Genomic DNA, 20,753 nt, shown 5'->3' with positions numbered 1-20,753 from the left:
GTCCGAAAAGTTAGGGGGATTGAACATGACAAAGATTGTTATGAAAGCAGAATATCTGAATGCTCTGGCCCAGCAGATTGAACAAGTCACTGCACAGCTACAGCAGGTTGATGGTATGTTGCAGCATGCGATCCAAGGAGCCGCATGGCAATCGGGTAACCGGCAGACGATTATTGGGCTGTATCAGGCGCATCAGCAACGTTTCCAAAGTGCAGGGCAAAGCATGCAGCAGCTGGCCGCTTATGTGAAAACAACCCGGCAGACGATGGAGCAGGAGGATAGCTCTGGTGGCCAATTTGGAGTGACGGGCATTAATCTGCTTGCTCCGTTTGATGGGCTGGGCAGCACGGTCGGTACATTAACTGCAGCTATGGCGGTTGCCCGTTTGGGATATCGAGTGAAGAACGGTTACATGGTGAAAGCTCAGCTGGATCGAAATACACCTCGGGTTCTGGTTCGTGAGAGTCATGATGCAGTCAAAGGAAATAAGGCTCCAAACGGGCGGCCAAGAGACTATAAAATCCATTATGTACGTGACATTGAGGCCAAAATTGCCAACGGAACGGCCACCCCGCAGATGAAAGAAGTTGCCGCCATGATCAAACCAGGTTATGCCGTCAAATCAGCGTTGACGGACAAGCTGGGTTGGGCCAGTGTGGGTATAGATGTATTCAACGATACGAAAGAGAATATTAGTCAGAATGCAGGTACCGACAAGATCGCGGGTGACATTATCGGGAATGTTGTCGTAGGAGGAGCCACCACTGTAGGAGCGACTCTTCTAACTGCGGCCGTTCTGCCAGCAGCAGCACCTGTACTGGCAGTAGGTGCCGTTGGCCTGGGGGTTTCGGTCGGTCTAACCTATCTTGCGGAAGGGATAAAGCTGGATATGGACCTGGACGGTGACGGAAAGGATGATTCGGTGAAGGATGTTGTCAAGCATGGCGCGAAGAAGGCCTGGTCTACCGTGGCGGGGTGGTTTAAGTAGATGGCGAATAAACAGCGTTCAAAACCTTCAGTGCATAAGGGAAATACGGCTGCTGGTCCCGTGATGTATGAAGGGACATCGTATCCCAAGGAAACGTTCGAGAATTATCTGGTCATCTATGCGCTGGATGGTATTCGGCTCAGCGCAGGCACACTGGTTCTGTTTTTTCTCAATGTATTTCTTCTGATACCTATATTCAGTGTTCCGTTTCAAGCTCTGTATGCCTATCTGCTACTTCCGCCGTTAGCTGTTATGAATCTATGGGCCATTGCCCTGATTGCATTCCCGCGCAGGCTACAGCTCAATTATGTCTTGTTTCGAGGCGTATTCGGACTGGTGTGTTCAGCTTCATTTATGGTAGTTATACAGAAATTCGCCTATGAAGCACTGGGACTGACTACGCCATGGTATGCGATTGGATCTTTTGCAGTATACTTCTTTGCCTTATCTCAGTATGTAAGGTTTCGTTTACAAAAATTAAAGCAGCCGTCCCAGCGTAAAAAGGGGGAGAAAAGTAATGGTATGCCCATTGCTACCTTGACCGCAATTACAGGAGGGGCATACTTGCTGGCCAACATTTCATTGGCCTTCGTAACACAGCAGACAGTGGCTGTTGTTCTGATATGTGTATACATCCTGCTGGCTTTTGTTGTCTTTCATTTTGTTATGGATCTGCATCGATATTACTGGCTTCGCCGAGTCATGAACAGACAAAAATCGGTATAATTCAGCGAAAAGCAGGCCTAATTACAAGGTCACTAGATATGAGGAGGATGAAAAGTTTGGAAAATAATATACCTGCACTGCTGCCCAACGGGTCTGTAATTCGTTTGAAAGAGGGTACAAAAAAACTCGTCATCTATGGAAGGAAACAAATGTTAATGACCGAACCTCCGCGGCAGTTTGACTATATTGGCTGCCCGTACCCGGAAGGTTACATTAATCCAGATTACACTTATGTATTTAATCACGGAGACATTGATGAAGTTATTTTCAAGGGGTATAGTGATGAAGAAGAAGAGGTTTTTGCGGCAGAGCTTGAGCAGGCGTGACAATACATTACGCCAATTCTGATGTTGGCCGCGGCTGCTGGTATTCTTGATACAAACGGATCAGTACTAACGTGACTGATCCGTTTCACGGAAACGTTCTGCAGTCTGCTGCAGCTGCGTGCCTGTCTCCATTAAACCTCGTAAATAACTGCTCACCGTGGTCATACTGTTATTCATACGCTCAAGGAAATCACGCTGCCGATTGCCTTCCCATTGACCTTCGGATTGATTAATCATCGTTTTGAGTTGGTTAACGATGTCTTGTCCATTCTGCGAAGCTTTGTTGAATTGGACGGCAAGCTGCTGCAGCTCCTCTGGCGACAGATCAATGCGCTGATTCATAGTACACTCATTCCTTTCTGTTTGTATTTTGCAAAAATCGGGATAACTTTATTTATTATAACCCTTTCCGCATCAAAATGAAGCCGGACAAAAGCCGCGTTTTGCGAGCAGCATAAACGGCCTATAACCAAGACAAAACACACACTATACGGCTCCCAAGTCTGAAGAACGGAAGAGCCGATATCGTATGTGTTTTGTTATTTTATTTATGATGTTATGGGTTTATGATCAGATGATGCTTTATGAGCGTTATGCAGAATAGGATTGCATTATTTCAGTTTTTGCACAGCTACGGCCATCTGTTCCAGTTGGGTATGCGTCAATTGGTTATTTGGCGAGCTGAGTGTGACATATCGATCATCCAGCTTGAACGTAAGCATGTCGGTTTTGTCCGGTGTGTACCATTTGCCTGATACGCCGTTAGGCAGTTTTACCGTTTTGCCATCGTAGCTGAATGAGTAGTCTCTAGGAGATACCGTTACATTCATGCGGTTGAATACAAAGTTCACACCATCACCGCCTGCACCTACACTTTTGAAGGCGTCTCCCGCAACCATATGCTGTGGTGCATAAGCAGTGGTGAAGCCATCGAATTGAGCAAATGCTTTACGGATCTGTTCCATTTGCTGTTTGGAGTAACTTACATTTTCAAAAGCCGTAATACCTTGATCATTGCCGCCTTTTACTTTTTGTACAGAGACAGCGACTTGTTGCAACTGTGCTTGGGACAGCTTATGATCTGGCGAGCTGAGTGTGACATACCGATCATCCAGTTCGAAGGTTAACATGCCGATATCGCTTGGTGTATACCATTTTGCACTAACGCCATTGGACAGTTTAACCTCTTTGCTCGTGTAGCCGTCCGAATAATCTCTTGGAGAAACATCAACCTTCATGTGATTGAAAATGAAGCTTACACCGTCGCCAACGGCTACGCTTTTGAATGTATCACCTGCAGTCATTTGCTGTGGAGCATATGCTGTCTCAAAGCCATCAAATTGAGCAAATGCTTTTTGAATCGCTTCTTTTTGTGCTGCGGTATAGGTTACATTGCTTAGTGCAGTTGGATTGCTGTTCGCTTCACCAATAATGACTTGTTTGTTTGCACCATCGTAGGTTACAGTCACATGCAGTGCATCAGCCAGTGCGCGAACCGGTAGATAAGTCGAGTTATTGTACGTGATTGGAGCCAGTTTTTTACCGTTCCCGTCAGTCGGCGAGTATGCTGCACCGTCTACATTAAAGCTGATTCCATGATTGAGGTAAGCCGAGATTTTCTCCAATTGTGTTCCGGCGTATACACCGGCTGCTCCGGTTAAGGTCATACCCAGCACCATCATTGTAGCTACGGATTTCTTCATGTTTTTCTTCATCATATATCTCTCCTTTAAGTTGGGTTATTTGTTGTCTTGCTGTTCCTTATGGCTTTATATTACCCCCCGAACTTATCCAGAATAATTCTGAATTATCTCCAACTTGTAAACATGTGTAACGATCTTTGCATCATGATGGGTAGTTGCGATGTAAAGATTATAGGGGAAGCATCTTGTTTGGGTTTCATAATTAAGGAGGGGAGCAGATGGATCATCGCGTTATGAAAGAGTTTATTGAAGAGTTTTATGATATTGGTCGGATACAGCGCGTGGAAGTGATGAAACAGGGGACGAGCTCTGAAGCAAAATGCATTGATTCTTCAGCAGGTAGATACGTGTTGCGTAAACTTAGAGATGAGCGGCAGGCTGTAAACGAAGAGAGACTTCATCACGTTCTGTCATTGCAAAACATCTCTCCAGCAATGGTCATTGCGCGGAATGGGTTGTCCTATGTGCATTTGAATGATGAAATTTATAATTTGCAGTACTACGTGGAAGAAACGGTACCGTACGATCAGGAAACCATGCATTTTGTTGAATTTGGGAACATGCTTGCTCGCTTCCACCATGCTGCTAACAAGCTTGAAATCATGGATCAGCAGGATCGTTTTGCGTTATCTCTATTATGGTCACAAGTCCGTGATGAAGTCAGGGGATCTTCGTCAGCTACTATCGGTTCACTTGAGGGGCATGTAGAGCAATGTACGGAGTACATCGTGAGAAATGATAGCTTGATTCATGGTGATCTGGGTGTGTGGAATATGTTATTTATGAAGCAAAAGACGCTTTTGATCGATTTTGGAGAGGTGAGAAGAGGTGATCCGCATTTTGATGTGGCTGCCGCGCTTACCTCGATGATTCCTGCAACCGTAAGAGCGAATGAGTGCTTATCAATCATAGAAGATGTGATGAAAGGGTACGCTGAGGCCGGGGGACTGCTCACAAGAGAACAGTTGTATGAACAAATTCATCTATGGTTGCTGCGCGGCTGGCTGGCGTGGATCAGGGAGAGGGGAGTTACCTCCCCGATGGTGCAACACATGGAGCGAGGCGTGCGGAGAGTTGCCGTATTCAAAGAGATGTTACTTTAGCATTCAGTGGATGATGATCAGTTGTACAAATACAGGACAAATCCGCCTATACCCAGTACGATGGCGCCGACGTATACATATGTAAGTTTACTCAGATTTTGCCGTGTACGGCGATCATACTCGGGGTTACTGATGCGATTGGCTTTCGAATTCCCGATGATAAGTGTAGCAATCCCACCAAATAAGGCAATACCGATAACCAATGCATAAGGTAGCCAAGTCATGAGTTGACCTCCTTTTCCAGTCTATGGAGAGCGTTTGCCTCTATTGTATCTCAGGTTTACTCGCAATGTAAGCTATTATTGAGAAATATAGGAAATTTATTCAGTTTGAAATATTATAGGGTGAACACTTCTTTTACACGTTAACGGAGAAGACAGAAAAAACCTGGAAAAGCGAAGCGCTCGCCTTTATCAGCGGATTTTCCCTTTGGAAAAGGGAATTCAAAAAAATCTGGGGATAACAGCGATTGAAAGGTTATTCTGTCATCGGAGTGGACTGTGTAAAATCTTTAGTTTAACTTATATAGATAAAAAAACATAGATGTATCTATAGATAAAAAAACATAGATGTATCAAGCATTTGCGGCTTTCTTTATCGAAAGCTGTAATTTTTTTTGCCTGCGGAGTGATCCAGAATGGAGAACCGTGCGTTACACCCTATGAAGACAACGACAAAGAAACAAACGAACCAAAAACATACTTAAGGAGTGACTCACCAATGAAGATGAAAATGAAAACATTTATTGCACCTGTACTTAGCTTGTCGCTGTTAATGCCGGGAATCGCGGGAGCTGCTTCTGCGCCTCAGACATCCACTTCCATGACCATGATGAAAGCATCCGTGAACACCCCTGCGGCTGACCTGAGAGCGAATCTGGATCATCTGTTGTCTGAGCACTTTGCTCTGGCGGTGACAGCTATGGCGAAAGCTTATGATGGAGCCAAAGATGCAGATGCAGCCTACAAAGCACTTGATCAAAATGCACTGGATATGCAACCGGCGATTGCTTCTCTCTACGGTGAAGCGGGAGCCAAAGAATTCGAACGGATCTTCCGCGCACATAACAAATACACCGATGATCTGGTGAAAGCAACCAAGATGGGTAACCAAGCTGGTATCAAGCAAGCTCAGGATAACATCAACGGATTCGTGGATGAATTCTCCACATTCCTGAGCACAGCGACAGAAGGCAAACTGCCTAAAGACGCAGCAAAACAAGCATTGAAAGTGCATGAAGATCTCGTGCAGAAAGTATTCGACGAGTACGTAGCCGGAGATTACACCGATGCATACAAGGCATATCGCGAAGGCTTCAAGGAGATGTTTGACGTAAGTAAAGCACTTTCCACCGCGATTACAACACAGATGCCTGAGAAGTTTAACAACACCAAAGCGGATACCAAAGCAGCTGACCTGAGATCTGCACTTAACCACTTGGCTTCGGAGCACTTTGCGCTTTCCGCTCTGCAAATGCAAGAGCAATATGATGGACGCACAGCGGCATCGAATGCCCTCGTAACCGCAGAAGCTGGAAATACAGCGGACTTCAAAGCTGCAATTGCTTCTATTTATGGAAATGAAGGAGCGAATGCATTCGAAAAAATCTGGGTAACTAACCATGTTAACGCTCAGAGTGATTATGTTAAAGCTGTAAAAGATAATGATGCGACTGCGCGTGCAGCTGTGCAAAAACGGATCGACGGCTTCACAACGGAGTTTGCTACATTCCTGGATTCCGCAACAGCAGGCAACCTGCCTAAATCTGCAGCACAACAAGCGCTGACAACACATGAAAACCAAGTGCAAAAAGTGCTGGATCAATATGCGGCAGGCAACTATGATGCTTCTTACACCACGAATCGCGAAGGCTTCAAAGTGATGTTCGGGGTAGGTCAAGCGCTGGGTAATGCCATTGTGACTCAGTTCAATGACAAGTTCCAAGAGGCAGCACCAACACCAGCGCCAGATATGACAACGGTTTGGATGAAGCTGAACAGCAAAATGCTGAAAATTAACGACAAAACAACGAACATGGACACCACACCTGTGCTTTGGAAAAATACAACATACATCCCACTGCGTTTCCTGAGTGAGGGAATCGGCGCAACGGTGAAATGGGACAAAAAAGCACAGCAAGTTACCGTTATGGCTGGTGATGATACACTCGTATTCTGGGTGAACAACACGGTCATGGAAGTCAACGGTATGAAGAAAAACGTAGGTTCTACCGTGTTTGTTAACAAAGACGGACGTACACAAGTACCGCTGCGCTTCATTGCTGAATTGTTACAATGGAATGTGAAATGGGCTCAAAAAGATGGATCTATTACACTGACTAAAGCAATGTAAGGCAAGCTTAATGCAACAATCAACACTGTGATCCCATACGGTCTTATGTTGATATAATTAATCTCACATTCAAACCGAAAAGGCTGCCCCTGTGGCAGCTTTTTTGTATTCACCTGAAAGAGCAAATATTTGGTATAATTAATCGCGTAATCAATTACATAAGCATGCAGTGAACTCAGAGAATACAAAGGAATGATAAAATCATTCAAAACGAACAATGGAAGAGGAGGACAGAGGTATGAGTGCAACATCCAATTCAGAGAAGCCTGCACGGAGTGTAGATACCCGATTATTTATTGCCTGGGCTGTATCTGTTATTGCAACCTTGGGAAGTCTTTATTTAAGTGAGATCAAGCAGTTTCTGCCATGTGATCTATGCTGGTTCCAGCGCATCTTTATGTATCCGTTAACGATTTTGCTAGGAATTGCGTATTTCAAGGATGATGTGGGGATTGCCAAGTACGTGCTTCCGCTCAGCTTTATCGGGGGCGGCATTTCTTTGTATCACGTAACAATTCAGCGGATCTTCTCGGCTACCGGCAACGCTGTGGCGTGTGGTAAGGTTCCATGCTATACCGATTATTTGAACTGGTTTGGTTTTATCACGATTCCATTGCTGGCTCTGATCGCTTTTATCATCATTATTGTGATGTTGTGGGGAATCGGTAAAACACGCAGAAAGGACTAACGGTGATGAAGGGACAAGCTCGCTGGTTTACACCTCTGCTTATACTGGTGCTGATCATGTCCGGCTGCTCTTATACGGAGCAGTCGGCCTCTGGCGAGATGCCGGAGATGATTCGAGTGAAACTGATGATGCCAGATCAGGCGAAGGTGAACGAAGAAGTCGCTTTACAGATCAAACTAACCCAGGGAGAGAAGCCTGTAGATGATGCTGATCAGGTACAATTCCAAATCTGGGACGAACAGAACGAACCTGCGGCACCTTCCATTGAAGAAGGAATGATGAATGCCGATGAGCTTGAGGCACGTGGGGCAGTGAAGGCTAGTTCTGTAGGTGATGGCATATATGAAGTGAAGTATACATTTCAGGAGCCGGGGGTATATGTTGTCCAGGCACATGTAACTTCGGGTGCAATGCATACCATGCCGCGTACGAAGGTGACTGTCGAATAATTTAATGATTTTTCATTTCAATCCTTGACCTTGAAGTATACTTCAAGGTTTATTGTTGTTGTATCAACAACGTTTGGAGGAAAAATCATGAAGATATTCGAATGGATTTTCGTACTAGTAACGATAGCAGGGGCGCTGGGTTTACCGTTTTATGCGAAAAGGCGAAAGCTTGCGATAGGCATGCTCAGTGCCTTGGTGATTGCTTTTCTGCTACATGCGATCATGGACTCAGTACGGGTGATGTTACTGCCGTCTTATATTGTCGCGCTCATTCTATTTATCCTGTTAATGATTCAAGTGATGAAATGGACTCGCAGTGTTGGAAGCGTAGCACCAGAAATACATAAGAAGAAGTCAAAAGGACGTGCCTGGATGCGCGGTCTCTTCATCCTTCTTCTTGCCGCTTTCTCGGGAATTGGATCAGGAATGTTTACGAGGTATTTCCCGGCATTTACAATGCCTGAGCCAACGGGGCGATTTGCCATCGGTACATTTTCACAACATATCGTAGATGAATCTCGTGAGGAGACTCTTTCGCCTGAATCCGGGGACAAGCGGGAACTGATGATTAATGTGTGGTATCCAGTAGACCCGGAAGTTGCAAAAGGCATTAAACCGGAGTCATATCCTGCTGAATTGGGGGAAGCGATCAGTCTGGTGTTTGGCATCCCATCTCAAGTATTCAGTTATCTGGATACGATACCCACCCATGTGGTAAAAGGTGCAGCGATGTCTAATGCAAGTAGCTCGTATCCTGTTGTAGTATTCTCTCCGGGTGTCCGTTCGGCTCGTTTTCAGAGTATGACCGCCGTGGAGGAGCTGGTTAGCCATGGTTATATCGTCGTAGGGATGGATCATCCGTATACGTCGGCTCGAGTAACTTTCCCGGATGGTCACAAGGTTTCTTATGATGCCGGGCCAGAATTTGCAACATCAGAAGAGTTGTATCAATATAATGTACAGGGAGTGGGCATTCGTGCGGCCGATGCACGTTTTGTACTCGACACGCTTGAACAGTGGAATGTGAGTGACCCGAATCAGGTGCTGGAGGGCAGACTTGACCTGAGCCACACGGGTATTATGGGACATTCGTATGGCGGGGCAACAACAGCCGAAGCGCTCGCACAGGATGAACGTTTTCATGCAGGACTAAGTTTGGAAGGTGGTTTCTGGGGCAGTGTTTCCAAGTCGTCGCTGAAACAGCCGTTTATGTACATCATGTCTGGCAAGACAGCTAAAAGCCTGGGACCCAATCCTACCGAGCATGAAAAATTATTCTATCCCGAATTTGAACCTGATCTGAAACATGTTATGAATAATAGTCTGAATGATACTTATTATCTGACCGTGGATGGATTTTTCCATCAGAGCTTCACGGATATTGCGTTAATCTCACCGCGTTTGTTTGCCAAGAATATGTCTGCGGAGCATAATATCGATATTACGAGAAGTTATGCACTTGCCTTTTTTGACCGTTATCTGAAAGGTGAAGCACAACCTCTACTGCAAGGAAGTTCAGTGAAATTTCCCGAGGCATCTTATGATCATGAGTATACGCAGATACGTAACAAACAAGCGCAATGAGTCAGTTGGAAAGGGGAGAGCGTTGTGCAGACCATGACAAGAGGTCAATTGGCTAAAGAGACGGGAGTAAGTATGGCAACCCTTCGTTATTATGAGGACAGCGGCATACTGCCTGCTCCGCATCGATCCTCCAACGGATATCGCGTATATACCGAGGATTATCTGGTGAAAGTCAACTTCATTAAGGGTGCACAGACGCTCGGTTATTCGCTCAAAGCAATAAAGGAAACGCTGGAGCTGCTAAGCAATGACGATATGGAAAAAGAGACGTTGAAAACACTTGTACGTGAACGGATCACCGATATTCAACAGCACATTGAACATCTGGAGCAGATGCAAAAACAGCTGGCCGGATTGTTGCTTGTACCTGAGGACGAAATCGATAGTTATATCCAGTCCTTTAGAGTGGAGAAAAAAGAGCCATAGAGCCGTGATCACGGCTCTTTTTCTATTTTTTAAGAGTAGACTAGTCGTATGTAACGAGCAGGAAACGGGGGGAGAGAAACGAATATAACGAATACAACGTTTGAATTTTCCATTCGAGGTTGGTTAGCGTCATGTACCTATTCGAATCGGAGAAACAGAGCTTTATTTCGGTTGGCAAGAGGATACGGCGTTGGATCAGCCGATCGTGTGGACGAGTATCTGGATGCGATCTATAAGTTTTTTACGAAAAAAGATCTGTATCCGCTCACGTTTCTGGAGCCTGTAGGCAAGGATATACTGGAATCCGTGATGCAGAAAAAATACCCCCGGTTGAAGTCGTGCTTTGCTTATTCCTATATATTAAAGGAGGTATTCAGGATGCTTGATGAGTTGGAAATAGCCATAAAAGAGAGGATACAAGAGAGGTACGATATTCTGGCAGAACTTTATTCCATATGGTTTTCAGCAAGTGAGTCTGCCGTTGTTCCTAAAAGCGCATTCTACCAAACAGAACATATAGAAAAACATAGGGCGATAACCTATTTATCAGATAGAAAATATATTGTAGTTGATTCGGTAGAAAATGATGTTGAAATGGTGGCAATTACAATAACCTCCAATGGAATTGATTTTTACGAACAGGGATACCTGAGCGGAAAAGCTAAAGGCTTCCAAGTTGTATCTGATGTAAAAAGCATGGAGCAATAAAGAATAGAATCGCTGCTTCAAAATCGATTTCACAAGTTCAGTTTACTGATAAGGAGCCGTAAGGATGGAGTTATTCAAAGCGTTTAAAGAATGGTCTGATTAAAACGATGGTTAGATTGAGGATATTTCAAATTTCTTTTCTGTTGCATTACCTTCTGACTACATAGACTATACTTGAATCCATACCAAAAAAATCACCACCTCCATTGCGCCCGTCGATGTCATTCATCGGCTTCTCTGCAATGGAGGTGGTTTTGTTTTTTTTTCGCTCAAGTCATGCCTGCTTCTCGTAGAAAATGATGAACAATTTCCGTCTGGTACTTGATCCGTACAGCGCGTTTCAGGCTCCAGCACGTTTCCACGGTGACAGACTTCGCATGTAGCAACCTTGAAGCCGCTGTCCGAGCGGAGCCGGGCAACTCATGCCGCTTCAGATTAAAATGATGCTTGCCCACCAGTATAGAGCGGTTCATGCGCTCAATCACCCTGCGGCAGATCGGCACGCTGGAGCTACCGGGATTGGTGATCAGCGTTTGTCCAAGCACGCGTGGACTGAGCTGAGACAGACCATTTGCCTCATGCAGATCGAGCCACCAGTCAGGCTGATGCTCGCGTGCAAGCTTGAACACGGCGGCTGCCAGTGGATGCTTCGATTTTCCTGACTTGCGGCGAGGAAAGGTGCGGTTCAGGTCAGGTTTGCCTCTGATTTTTTTCGCATAAGCCTGCTGGTGGACTCTCGGCACAATAATCAAGGTTCCGCGATGAATCACACGCCGCCCCGAAGCACAATCATCGGCAAGCTTCTGTGCAGCAGCCATGCTCGCGGTTTCATTGCCATGAACTCCGGATGTAATCATCATGACGGGTCCGGGATTCGTTCCACGCACGATGTAATAAGGCGTAGCATAGGGACTGGGTGCAGCAAGAACATGTCTGGTCACAAGCATGACCCTCACCTCCGTTACTACAGTACGTCATGTCCCTCTCTCCTGTAACGGCGTTTGAACAGCCCTATAACCCGTTTCACTATAAGATAGGCCAACCCTTAGATTAATTAATATACTTTGTGTATAACATCCTCGAAGTCGGGTTCCTTCATCTCAATATCGTCAATCTCTCCCCACTGCTCCAGCTCTTTCAAAATATCCATCGTACGCCATTCCTTCCGATTCACCAGTGCCGTCAGCACCTGATTGTCCATACTTGTAACCTGAATGGCGGAAGGTAATGCATCTGGCAGTTGAACCCTTCCGCGGAAGGCGACACGGATCAATGTAGGCAAACCGATCGTATCTCGAAGGGAGGCGATGGTTCCGTCATAGGTCAGTTGTCCGTGGTTAATAACCATGACACGATTGCATAGCTGTTCGATATCATCCATGTCGTGGGTAGTGAGCAGAATGGTTTTGCCAAACTCTTCATTTAATGTGCGCAGGAACTGGCGAATATTTCGCTTCGCATTCACGTCCAGTCCGATGGTGGGTTCATCGAGAAAGAGCAGCTCTGGATCATGCAGCATGGATGCCGCCAGATCGGCCCGCATGCGCTGTCCAAGAGAGAGCTTGCGAACCGGAGTGGCCCAGAATGATTCGAGGTCCAGCAGTTCAGCAAACTGGGACAACCGTTTCTTTTTGACCTCCGAACTCACGCCGTACATCTCTGCCAAAATGTCATAGGAATCTTTCACGGGTAAGTCCCACCAGAGCTGACTTCGCTGTCCAAACACAACGCCGAGCTTGCGCACTGTCTTGCGCCTTTCCTCATGTGGATTCATCCCGCCAAGCATCACCTCACCCGCAGTCGGGTGAAGAATGCCTGTCAGCATTTTGATCGTAGTGGATTTGCCAGCCCCGTTGGGACCGATATAACCAACAAACTCTCCTTGCCTGACATCAAAACTGATATCACGTACCGCTTCTTTGGTTACATACTGGCGTGAAAACAAGGTGCGTACGCCTGAGAAGCGGCCTTCCCGCACGACAGGAGTTTTGAATTGTTTTTGCAGGTTGCGTGCTGTAATCATATTCATGTGTATTACGCCTCCTCCGTTAATTCATATAAATTGAAAAAATGATTTTACACAGACACTCCGATGACAGAATAACCTTCCAATCGCTGTTATCCCCAGATTTTTTGAATTCTTTTAATAAAGGTTAAAATCCGGTGATAAAGGCGAGCGCTTCGCTTTTCCAGGTTTTTTCTGTCCTCTCCGTTAATGTGTAAATATATCGTTCAACGTATATAACTTCTCTAACTACCCGTACTTTGATATTTGGTCATGCCGAACGCCCAGAAACGTAAGCTGGCAACTAAACATATCACCGCTACCGCAGCAATGACTGCCAACACCCAAGCGCCGCCTTCGCCGCGAAGCAAGTAGAGGGATGGAATGTAGTTTACAAATCCTACAGGAATGACGGTCAGCAGAAGACCGGACATCCATTTGGGATAGAGGGTGAGCGGATATTGAGCCGCGGTACGGGCCGCATCCTCTGTGATGACTTGTAACTCTTCAATACGTGTCGTCCAGAAACCAAGTGTGGCTGTAGCGAGTCCGATGGAAAAAAGAATGATAGCTCCAGTCACAATGACAAACAGGGAGAGCGGAACAACCGTCCAGCCGATCTGCCCACTGTGCATCATGCCCGCAAGCGACCAGCATAGAATGAATCCACCTTGCAGTACTTCACCGATCATGATGCGGAAGTTCTGCGGCATCAGCGCGAGCAGGACAGGCATAGGTCGTGTCAGCAGTTGATCCAGCTCACCGCCCACCAAATATTTTTCCAAATGATGCACTTCATTTCCGAATGTGCGATATAGCGTTTTGGATAATGTCATAATCGCAAAAAGATAACCGATCTCATGTAGCGACCAGCCCTTGATCGCACCGAATTTGTGCAGTACTAACGCGACCATCAGAAATTCGGAGATTTGAATCAGAGCGGCCAGGATAGCTCCCAGCACGAAGTTAAACTTGTACTGCATGCGGCTGCGGATGCTGGTTCGAATGAGTATTTTATATAAGTGGAACCACGAGATAGGTTTCATCCCCCTTGCACCTCCACTTTACGACGTAACACTTTGGTGACGGCAAGGCAGAGCAGGGTCATGAAAACACACCAAAGCAAGGTTCCCCATAGGAAGGAGCCGTCTTCAAAACCAAGGTAAATTCGGGTAGGTACATAGAGTAAAAAGGGATAGGGCGACAGCCAGGCCAGTTGTTCCAGCCAGTTCGGCAACCATTCCAGCGGGATGAAGAAACCAGCCATCAGGTTCATCAAGGCATGATTGGCCCAGTGTAGCCAGGACGATTCCGTAGTCCACATGGATGTGACACCGATAATATAGTTCATGCAGATGGATAAGTATGCTGCGCCAGCAAGTGCAAGTGCGGCATAGCCCAGAGTCCAGGCCTCTGAAGGCCATTTCAGGGAAAAAACGATGGAGTAGAGAAGGTAGATGGGAAGGCTTTTGTACACGAATTGGTAGGCGATCTGCCCCCATTCCCGTGCCATCAGGTGAGTGAACAGATGTACCGGACGCATGAGATCCAGTGCAATCTGCCCTGTCCTGACACTGAGCGGAATACCGAGTCCGTTCGTCAGGAAACCTGAAATCCAGAGTGATGCTTGCGTGAATGCAATGTAACTGATCATCCCCTGCACCCCGTATTCTCCGAGCTGGTGGTCGGCCCCGATGCCGATCCAGAGACAAGCATACATGTAACCAAACATGGCGCTTGCCAGGTTATGTACCATGTGTGCCCCGCGGTATTGCAGGTTTCGGGCGTAGGCTTTGGAAGCCAACGTGAAATAAAGCATATGACACCTCCGATAAGTGGATTGAACGGCGGACCCGTTCACTTCAGTCAAGGCGAAAAAGAGAGAAGGACAACAGCATACCAATTTATCCCTTCACAGGCAAGACATTTTTTTAGAGAATATTGGAACTTGAGGGATTGTTCATGAATGCGCCACAAGACAGGCGAGGGTCAAATCCTTTATAATTAAGAGGTAAAACCGCAAGCGTTTACAATTGTTTTTATTCAAATTTAAAATAACGGCCGGGCATGTGCCTGACGATGGGTAGATGATTACCAGCACGAACAATCCGGCAAGAGAGAAGGATGTCATGAAGAAAATTGCATGGGTCACCGACAGCACCAGTACACTGGATTCCGCTTTTGCGGAGCAAAATCATATCTATATCGTGCCGCTGCGCATTGTATTTGGCGAGGAGTGTTACCGGGAAACCGAAGAAATCTCGTCCGATACATTTTATGAGAAATTGGCAGTTTCTTCACGCGCGAGCAGTTCACAGCCGCCGATTGGTGAGTTTATCGAACTGTATGAATCCATTAAGGATCAGTATGATGAGATTATAACGATTCATTGCTCCACGGCACTTAGCGGAACGCTCCACACCTCGATGCAGGCAGCGGAGATGGCAGGCGTGACGGTTACCGCAATTGATTCAAGGGCAGGCGCTTATCCTCTTCGCGAGATGATTATGCAAGGTCTGGAATGGCAGAAGCAGGGGTGTTCCGCTTCCGAGATTAAACACCACATCGAACAGATGATTGATAACATGTCTTTTTATCTGATTCCTGCGAGTCTTCAAAATCTTCATCGCAGCGGTCGTGTGACCGGGACTCAACTGATCATCAGCCAACTGCTCAAAATACACTTGTTGCTTCGATTCGAAGAGGGCAAAGTGGTCGTGAACGAGAAGATTCGCACGTTTAAGCGGACCAAGGAGCGCATGCTCGAGATGCTGAAAAAGGACATGGAGAAGGTTAAACATGTGTGTATTATGCATGCAAACAACCAGGAGGAAGCACACACGATTAAACGACAAATCACTGAACTGCTTCCACGCTTGAAAACCGAGATTATGCCGTTTATCCCAGTGGTCAGCATTCATGCCGGGGCCGGTACAATCGGATTGTGCTGGATTCGTGGTGAACAAGCATAGCTGCAAGATAACTGTTGATCCACATCGTATCGTTTAGTGAACGAACGAAATCATAAATAACGTCATTAATAAACCTGATGGAGCACACTTCAACCCGAAGTGCCTGCTTGGTCAGGTTTTTTTGATCTGTCATTGCCAATTTCATCAAACTGTGAGGTAATAAAGAAAACGGTCTTATAGAATAGCTTCATAGAAAATGTTTTATGCCGGAGGGGAGTTTATGTCAAGTCATCGCTTGTTGCTTGTGGAAGATGATCGTTCGATTAGTGAGATGGTTGGTCCCTATTTGGAAAAAGAGGGCTTTGACCTTACATATGCCTATGACGGTCTGGAGGCAGAACGGCTGTTCAACGAGGCGAAGCCTGGTTTTGACCTGATTATTCTTGATTTGATGCTTCCGCATCGCAGCGGGATGGAAGTCCTGCAAACGATTCGCGCGAGAAGTCTGGTGCCCGTACTCATTCTATCTGCCAAAGATGGGGACGTAGACAAAGCACTGGGTCTTGGCTTCGGGGCTGACGATTACTTGAGCAAACCGTTCTCGCTGATTGAGCTGACAGCTCGCATCAAAGCGGCCATCCGCCGTGCCAATTACACTGCTCAGCCTGCGGAAGAAGAAGCCCACGACCACAGGATAATTCTCGGCGGACTTGTAGTGGACATGGAAACGTATGAGGTAGAGCGCGAGGGAGAGCCAATCAAATTAACGTCCAAGGAGTTTGGCATTTTAAAATTATTGGTCACCCATCCCGGTAAAGTGTTCACCAAGGCTCAGATATACGCGTCCGTCTGGAATGATCACTATTATGGCGATGAAAATATTATCAACGTACATATGCGCCGCTTGCGAGAAAAGCTGGAAGTTGATCCTTCTGCTCCACGTTACATTAAAACGTTATGGGGCATTGGATATAAGCTGGAGGCGGAGCCGGTATGATGATGATGCTCTGGTTGCTTGCGGTATCAACGATCCTGCTTGCGTGTGCTGTTATTGTGCTTGGACTACGCCTTCATAAACGAAGTAAGCATCTAACGTATATTCACAACAAAGTGTCGGGTATTCTCGAACAGGGCACGTTTGAACGTCTGCTTGTATTTGATAGTGATGCACAGGTAAGCCGGCTGTTGAACGACATGAACCGGTTGCTTGAACACGCCCATCTGGCCAAAGCAGACTATGCCAACCAGGAGAAAGAAATGCGTCATATGCTCTCCAACATCTCACATGATTTGAAGACCCCGCTTACGGTGGTACTCGGGTACAGTGAAACGTTGCTGTACAGTTCTTCTCTGACCGATGCGGAGCGGAGGGTAATGACGGAGAAAATACAGGATAAAGCACAGGAAGTGCTGCGCCTGATGCATTCTTTTTTTGATCTCGCCAAGCTTGAATCGGGAGACCGTCAGCTGGAGCTTAGCCGGGTGAATATCAGTGAGTTGTGCCGGGTAAAAATGTTATCGTTTTACGAATTGCTTACAAAGCTCGGGTTACAAGTGGAACTGAGCATTCCAGAGCAGGATGTGTTCGTTCGCGCCAACGAAGAGGCACTGGATCGCGTGCTGGACAACCTGATCACCAATGCGATGAAATATGGCGCCGATGGCAAGGAACTCGGAATATCTATACTGAACAGAGAAGGAGAGCCCGTTACTGTGCAGGTATGGGACCGAGGAAAAGGTATCCCGGAACAGGAACACAGTCGTGTCTTTGAACGAATGTACACGCTGGAAGATTCCCGTAATCGGATGTATCAGGGCAGCGGTCTCGGCCTAACCATCACGAAGCGGCTCGTTGAACGGATGGGTGGACGTATTGATGTTCATAGCGTGCCACATCAGCGGACGGTGTTTTCTTTTACGTTGGAAGAAATGCAGGACGTGAACGGTCGAACTATATGAGTTGAACTATTGTTTTACATGTCATCGGAGTGGTCTGTGTAAATTCTTTAGTTCAACTGATATAGCACAGGTTCCAACTTAAGGTTTTTGTAAGATTTGATTAATAAAAAAGCAGACTTTTTTCTTTACAATACAGTTATAAGCACCCCAGGAGGGGGACGTAAAGGAGAATGACCAGATGAGTTATATTGCACGGACCATAAATCTTACCAAGGTGTACGAAGGAACAGAGGTCGTATCCGGTGTTAACATGAATATTAAGCAAGGCGAAATCTATGGGTTTTTAGGGCCGAACGGAGCAGGGAAAACAACATTAATGAAAATGTTAACCAACCTTGTTAAACCTACTGCGGGTGAGATCGAACTCTTCGGCGAAAAGTTAAACCCGGACTCTTATGAGTTATTGAAACGAATGGGCAGTATTATCGAGTATCCCTTTTTCTATGACAAACTGTCTGCATGGGAAAATCTTGATCTGCACTGTGAGTATATGGGATTCACGAGCAAACAGATGATTGGAAAACATATGGAAATGGTCGGTTTGAAGGATGCGGGCAGGAAACCTGTGAAGGACTTTTCTCTCGGTATGAAGCAACGTCTTGGTCTGGCTCGTGCTCTGATTACAACACCCGAGTTGTTAATTCTGGATGAACCGATCAATGGACTTGACCCGGTGGGGATCAAAGAGATGCGTGATCTCTTCAAACGATTGAGCACAGAATATCGCATTACGATGCTGATCTCCAGTCACATTCTGGGCGAAGTGGAGCAGGTTGCGGACACGGTTGGCATCATTCGCGAGGGAAGGCTTGTCGAAGAAGTATCCATGGAGAGTATCCGTGGCAGTCACACCGATTATATTGAAGTACAGGCTGCAGATCCTAAGAAAGCTGCATACGTCGTAGAACATTTGTTGCATCTGAGCAATTATAAGTTGTTCGATGAGCAGACGTTACGTGTCTATGACTCAGATATAACGGCTTCCGATCTTAACAGCAAATTGGTTCAGCACGGGGTTGCGGTGGAGTCGATCTCTAAACGTTCGCATTCCTTGGAAGAGCACTTCATGGGTCTGATGAAAGGGGCTGATGACGTTGCTTAAACTCATTCGTCTGGAATGGCGCAAGCATCGCTTTGCCCGGAATTTTGTGGGTGCAGGCATCGCCATTGTCAGCATTCTTCTATTTATGATTATGATTGGTGTTACAGATTTCGCGGCTGAAGATTATGCCTTTGCCGATTACCAGGGTGCCTTTATGCTAATTGATACATTTTCCAGAGCAGTGTTTATTATATTTGCTGGTTCCTTGATATCCAAATTGATCATTAGCGAGTATAGGGACAAAACGATGAATGTGATGTTTACCTATCCGATCAAGCGGCATAAAATTATCGCTGCGAAGTTAATGTTAGTTTTTATTTTTACGTTTACGATGATCATGTTTACGGACATTCTAATGGGTGTGCTCCTGCTGGCGGCCAATCAGTACTATGGTTTTATTACCGAGCCTGTAGAATCTGTTGCTTTGGGGCAGATCGTACTGAAATATACGATAAGTTCGCTCTCTGCTGCCGCCATGGCTCTGATTCCTCTATTCTTCGGTATGCGCAAGCACTCGGTAACGGCTACAATGGTTGCTTCGATTTTCCTTGTTCTCATCGTATGCGGGGGGGTCAGCGGTTCCAGTGGACCTACAATGTCGGTCAATAACATCATCGTAATTCCGTTGACCTTGGGTGCAATTGGCTTATGGATCGCTACACGTTCCATGACAAGGTTGGAAACCAAAGATCTGAATTAAGATATGATCTCTTTTGTGTTGAAAAAGCATGGCTGTATACAGCCTCACATGCCATTGACATCCGCTCGTACAAGGGATAGGATAGTGTCAACTGAAACACGAAGGAGAATAGAACGACCATGACGATTCCAAAAACGTTAACTATCGCTGGCTCGGATACGAGCGGTGGCGCAGGCATTCAAGCCGATTTGAAAACATTCCAGGAGCTGGGTGTATACGGCATGACCGTATTAACAACGGTTGTTTCCATGGAACCTGAGACATGGGATCACCAGGTCTTTCCTGTAGAATTAAATGTAGTCGAGGCTCAGCTTCGCACCGTCCTGGATGGGATTGGTTTTGACGCGATGAAAACGGGCATGCTCGGTTCAGTGGATATCATTGAGCTTGTTGCCAAACATATTCGCCGTAGCGGTCTGCCGCAAATCGTTATTGACCCAGTTATGGTGTGCAAAGGTACGGATGAGGTGCTGCAGCCAGAAAACACCGAAGCGATGATCGAATTTTTGCTCCCGGGTGCGGATCTTGTAACACCTAATCTCTTCGAAGCTTCCCAACTGGCGAAGAGCGGTCCGATTCGTTCCAAAGAGCAGATGGAAGCTGCGGCAGCGACCATTCACGCGCATGGTGCCAAACATGTTCTGATTAAAGATCGCGGTGTAATTAACCCGGGTAAAGCCATGGACTTGCTCTATGACGGAACCAATTATGATTGGTTCGAAGCTGATGTTGTCGGTTCCGGTTATACCCATGGTGCAGGTTGCACAACATCTGCAGCCGTTACTGCCGGGCTCGCTCGCGGACTTTCCGTGAAAGAGGCTGTACGTGAGGGGAAAGCTTTTGTAACCAAAGCGATTGCTGGCGGGTTCCCGTTGAACCGCTTCGTTGGACCTACACTGCATGTAGCACATCGTTTGGAGCACCAACGTTAATCAGCGTTTGGAATGCACTTGTCCAGAACAGGACGGGCCGCATCAGAGCGCATAATTTGAATAAAGCATATCCCAAATTTCATCTCAGGA

23 protein-coding genes are annotated in these 20,753 nt (G+C 46.3%); 16 read left to right on the top strand and 7 right to left on the bottom strand.

Translation table 11 applies throughout. The features are described 5' to 3' along the window. Positions 1 to 25 precede the first annotated feature (25 nt). Genes MKY23_RS24265 through MKY23_RS24255 form a run of 3 tightly spaced genes read left to right on the top strand, consistent with a single transcriptional unit; the run spans position 26 to position 2,040 of the window. A complete protein-coding gene (locus tag MKY23_RS24265; protein ID WP_261769635.1) occupies positions 26 to 988 on the top strand; it encodes a hypothetical protein in 963 nt (320 codons plus the stop codon). After that, positions 989 to 1,714, top strand: a complete 726-nt coding sequence (locus MKY23_RS24260) for a hypothetical protein (protein WP_261769636.1) — start codon at positions 989 to 991, stop codon at positions 1,712 to 1,714. Positions 1,715 to 1,770: 56 nt separating this feature from the next. Then, the gene (locus MKY23_RS24255; RefSeq protein ID WP_260511189.1) at positions 1,771 to 2,040 is read left to right on the top strand and encodes a DUF4176 domain-containing protein; all 270 of its coding nucleotides are present in this window, start codon (positions 1,771 to 1,773) and stop codon (positions 2,038 to 2,040) included. Positions 2,041 to 2,106: 66 nt separating this feature from the next. Here the strand turns inward: MKY23_RS24255 and MKY23_RS24250 are convergent, their stop codons facing one another. Further along, on the bottom strand, positions 2,107 to 2,382 hold the full coding sequence (locus MKY23_RS24250; RefSeq protein WP_154891809.1) for a WXG100 family type VII secretion target: 276 nt from the start codon (positions 2,380 to 2,382) through the stop codon (positions 2,107 to 2,109). A gap of 269 nt (positions 2,383 to 2,651) precedes the next feature. Continuing rightward, the gene (locus MKY23_RS24245; RefSeq protein ID WP_339832789.1) at positions 2,652 to 3,758 is read right to left on the bottom strand and encodes a stalk domain-containing protein; all 1,107 of its coding nucleotides are present in this window, start codon (positions 3,756 to 3,758) and stop codon (positions 2,652 to 2,654) included. A 203-nt stretch (positions 3,759 to 3,961) separates the two neighbouring features. Here MKY23_RS24245 and MKY23_RS24240 point away from each other — a divergent pair, with 203 nt between their 5' ends. Then, entirely contained in the window at positions 3,962 to 4,846 is an 885-nt protein-coding gene (locus MKY23_RS24240; RefSeq protein WP_339832787.1) for a phosphotransferase, read from the top strand. A 17-nt stretch (positions 4,847 to 4,863) separates the two neighbouring features. Here MKY23_RS24240 and MKY23_RS24235 read toward each other — a convergent pair whose 3' ends face one another. Then, positions 4,864 to 5,070, bottom strand: coding sequence for a hypothetical protein (locus tag MKY23_RS24235; RefSeq protein ID WP_090924310.1), 207 nt, complete (start codon positions 5,068 to 5,070; stop codon positions 4,864 to 4,866). A 496-nt stretch (positions 5,071 to 5,566) separates the two neighbouring features. Between MKY23_RS24235 and MKY23_RS24230 the strand changes: the two genes are divergently transcribed. From MKY23_RS24230 to MKY23_RS24205, 6 genes are all read left to right on the top strand, one after another. After that, a complete protein-coding gene (locus MKY23_RS24230) occupies positions 5,567 to 7,198 on the top strand; it encodes a copper amine oxidase N-terminal domain-containing protein (protein WP_339832784.1) in 1,632 nt (543 codons plus the stop codon). Positions 7,199 to 7,436: 238 nt separating this feature from the next. Next, entirely contained in the window at positions 7,437 to 7,886 is a 450-nt protein-coding gene (locus MKY23_RS24225; protein ID WP_221791593.1) for a disulfide oxidoreductase, read from the top strand. 5 nt (positions 7,887 to 7,891) lie between these two features. After that, positions 7,892 to 8,335 carry a FixH family protein gene (locus MKY23_RS24220; RefSeq protein ID WP_154891812.1) on the top strand — a complete coding sequence of 148 codons (444 nt, stop codon included), beginning with the start codon at positions 7,892 to 7,894 and terminating at the stop codon, positions 8,333 to 8,335. Between the two features lie 87 nt (positions 8,336 to 8,422). Then, on the top strand, positions 8,423 to 9,919 hold the full coding sequence (locus MKY23_RS24215) for a lipase (RefSeq protein ID WP_339832779.1): 1,497 nt from the start codon (positions 8,423 to 8,425) through the stop codon (positions 9,917 to 9,919). Positions 9,920 to 9,952: 33 nt separating this feature from the next. Next, complete coding sequence (locus MKY23_RS24210) at positions 9,953 to 10,345, top strand: MerR family transcriptional regulator (RefSeq protein ID WP_339839672.1); 393 nt, start codon at positions 9,953 to 9,955, stop codon at positions 10,343 to 10,345. Positions 10,346 to 10,516: 171 nt separating this feature from the next. After that, positions 10,517 to 11,053, top strand: coding sequence for a hypothetical protein (locus MKY23_RS24205; RefSeq protein WP_154985099.1), 537 nt, complete (start codon positions 10,517 to 10,519; stop codon positions 11,051 to 11,053). A gap of 269 nt (positions 11,054 to 11,322) precedes the next feature. Here MKY23_RS24205 and MKY23_RS24200 read toward each other — a convergent pair whose 3' ends face one another. From MKY23_RS24200 to MKY23_RS24185, 4 genes are all read right to left on the bottom strand, one after another. Then, positions 11,323 to 12,000, bottom strand: coding sequence for a succinylglutamate desuccinylase/aspartoacylase family protein (locus MKY23_RS24200; protein ID WP_336121848.1), 678 nt, complete (start codon positions 11,998 to 12,000; stop codon positions 11,323 to 11,325). Positions 12,001 to 12,107: 107 nt separating this feature from the next. Next, positions 12,108 to 13,076, bottom strand: coding sequence for an ATP-binding cassette domain-containing protein (locus tag MKY23_RS24195; protein WP_221791626.1), 969 nt, complete (start codon positions 13,074 to 13,076; stop codon positions 12,108 to 12,110). Between the two features lie 227 nt (positions 13,077 to 13,303). Beyond that, the gene (locus MKY23_RS24190; protein WP_251511392.1) at positions 13,304 to 14,104 is read right to left on the bottom strand and encodes an ABC-2 family transporter protein; all 801 of its coding nucleotides are present in this window, start codon (positions 14,102 to 14,104) and stop codon (positions 13,304 to 13,306) included. Then, entirely contained in the window at positions 14,101 to 14,877 is a 777-nt protein-coding gene (locus tag MKY23_RS24185) for an ABC-2 family transporter protein (RefSeq protein WP_339832764.1), read from the bottom strand. The genes MKY23_RS24190 and MKY23_RS24185 overlap by 4 nt, the downstream gene beginning before the upstream one ends. Before the next feature lie 268 nt (positions 14,878 to 15,145). Here MKY23_RS24185 and MKY23_RS24180 point away from each other — a divergent pair, with 268 nt between their 5' ends. The 6 genes from MKY23_RS24180 (at position 15,146) to thiD (ending at position 20,663) form a co-directional block, all read left to right on the top strand. After that, positions 15,146 to 16,030, top strand: coding sequence for a DegV family protein (locus MKY23_RS24180; protein WP_312027668.1), 885 nt, complete (start codon positions 15,146 to 15,148; stop codon positions 16,028 to 16,030). Positions 16,031 to 16,250: 220 nt separating this feature from the next. Then, positions 16,251 to 16,967 carry a response regulator transcription factor gene (locus tag MKY23_RS24175; protein WP_154891757.1) on the top strand — a complete coding sequence of 239 codons (717 nt, stop codon included), beginning with the start codon at positions 16,251 to 16,253 and terminating at the stop codon, positions 16,965 to 16,967. Positions 16,968 to 16,972: 5 nt separating this feature from the next. Further along, on the top strand, positions 16,973 to 17,929 hold the full coding sequence (locus MKY23_RS24170) for a sensor histidine kinase (RefSeq protein ID WP_336122785.1): 957 nt from the start codon (positions 16,973 to 16,975) through the stop codon (positions 17,927 to 17,929). Positions 17,930 to 18,107: 178 nt separating this feature from the next. After that, positions 18,108 to 19,031 carry an ABC transporter ATP-binding protein gene (locus MKY23_RS24165; RefSeq protein ID WP_221791583.1) on the top strand — a complete coding sequence of 308 codons (924 nt, stop codon included), beginning with the start codon at positions 18,108 to 18,110 and terminating at the stop codon, positions 19,029 to 19,031. Further along, positions 19,018 to 19,731, top strand: a complete 714-nt coding sequence (locus MKY23_RS24160) for an ABC transporter permease (protein WP_339832754.1) — start codon at positions 19,018 to 19,020, stop codon at positions 19,729 to 19,731. Before MKY23_RS24165 ends, MKY23_RS24160 begins: the two co-directional genes overlap by 14 nt. A gap of 119 nt (positions 19,732 to 19,850) precedes the next feature. Next, on the top strand, positions 19,851 to 20,663 hold the full coding sequence (gene thiD, locus MKY23_RS24155; RefSeq protein ID WP_090924296.1) for a bifunctional hydroxymethylpyrimidine kinase/phosphomethylpyrimidine kinase: 813 nt from the start codon (positions 19,851 to 19,853) through the stop codon (positions 20,661 to 20,663). Positions 20,664 to 20,753: the final 90 nt, after the last annotated feature.

This window comes from Paenibacillus sp. FSL R7-0272 (assembly GCF_037969905.1).
Classification (GTDB): Bacteria; Bacillota; Bacilli; order Paenibacillales; family Paenibacillaceae; genus Paenibacillus; species Paenibacillus polysaccharolyticus.
Note: the sequence above shows the minus strand (reverse complement) of the source record. Positions and strands in the feature narration are given on the sequence as shown.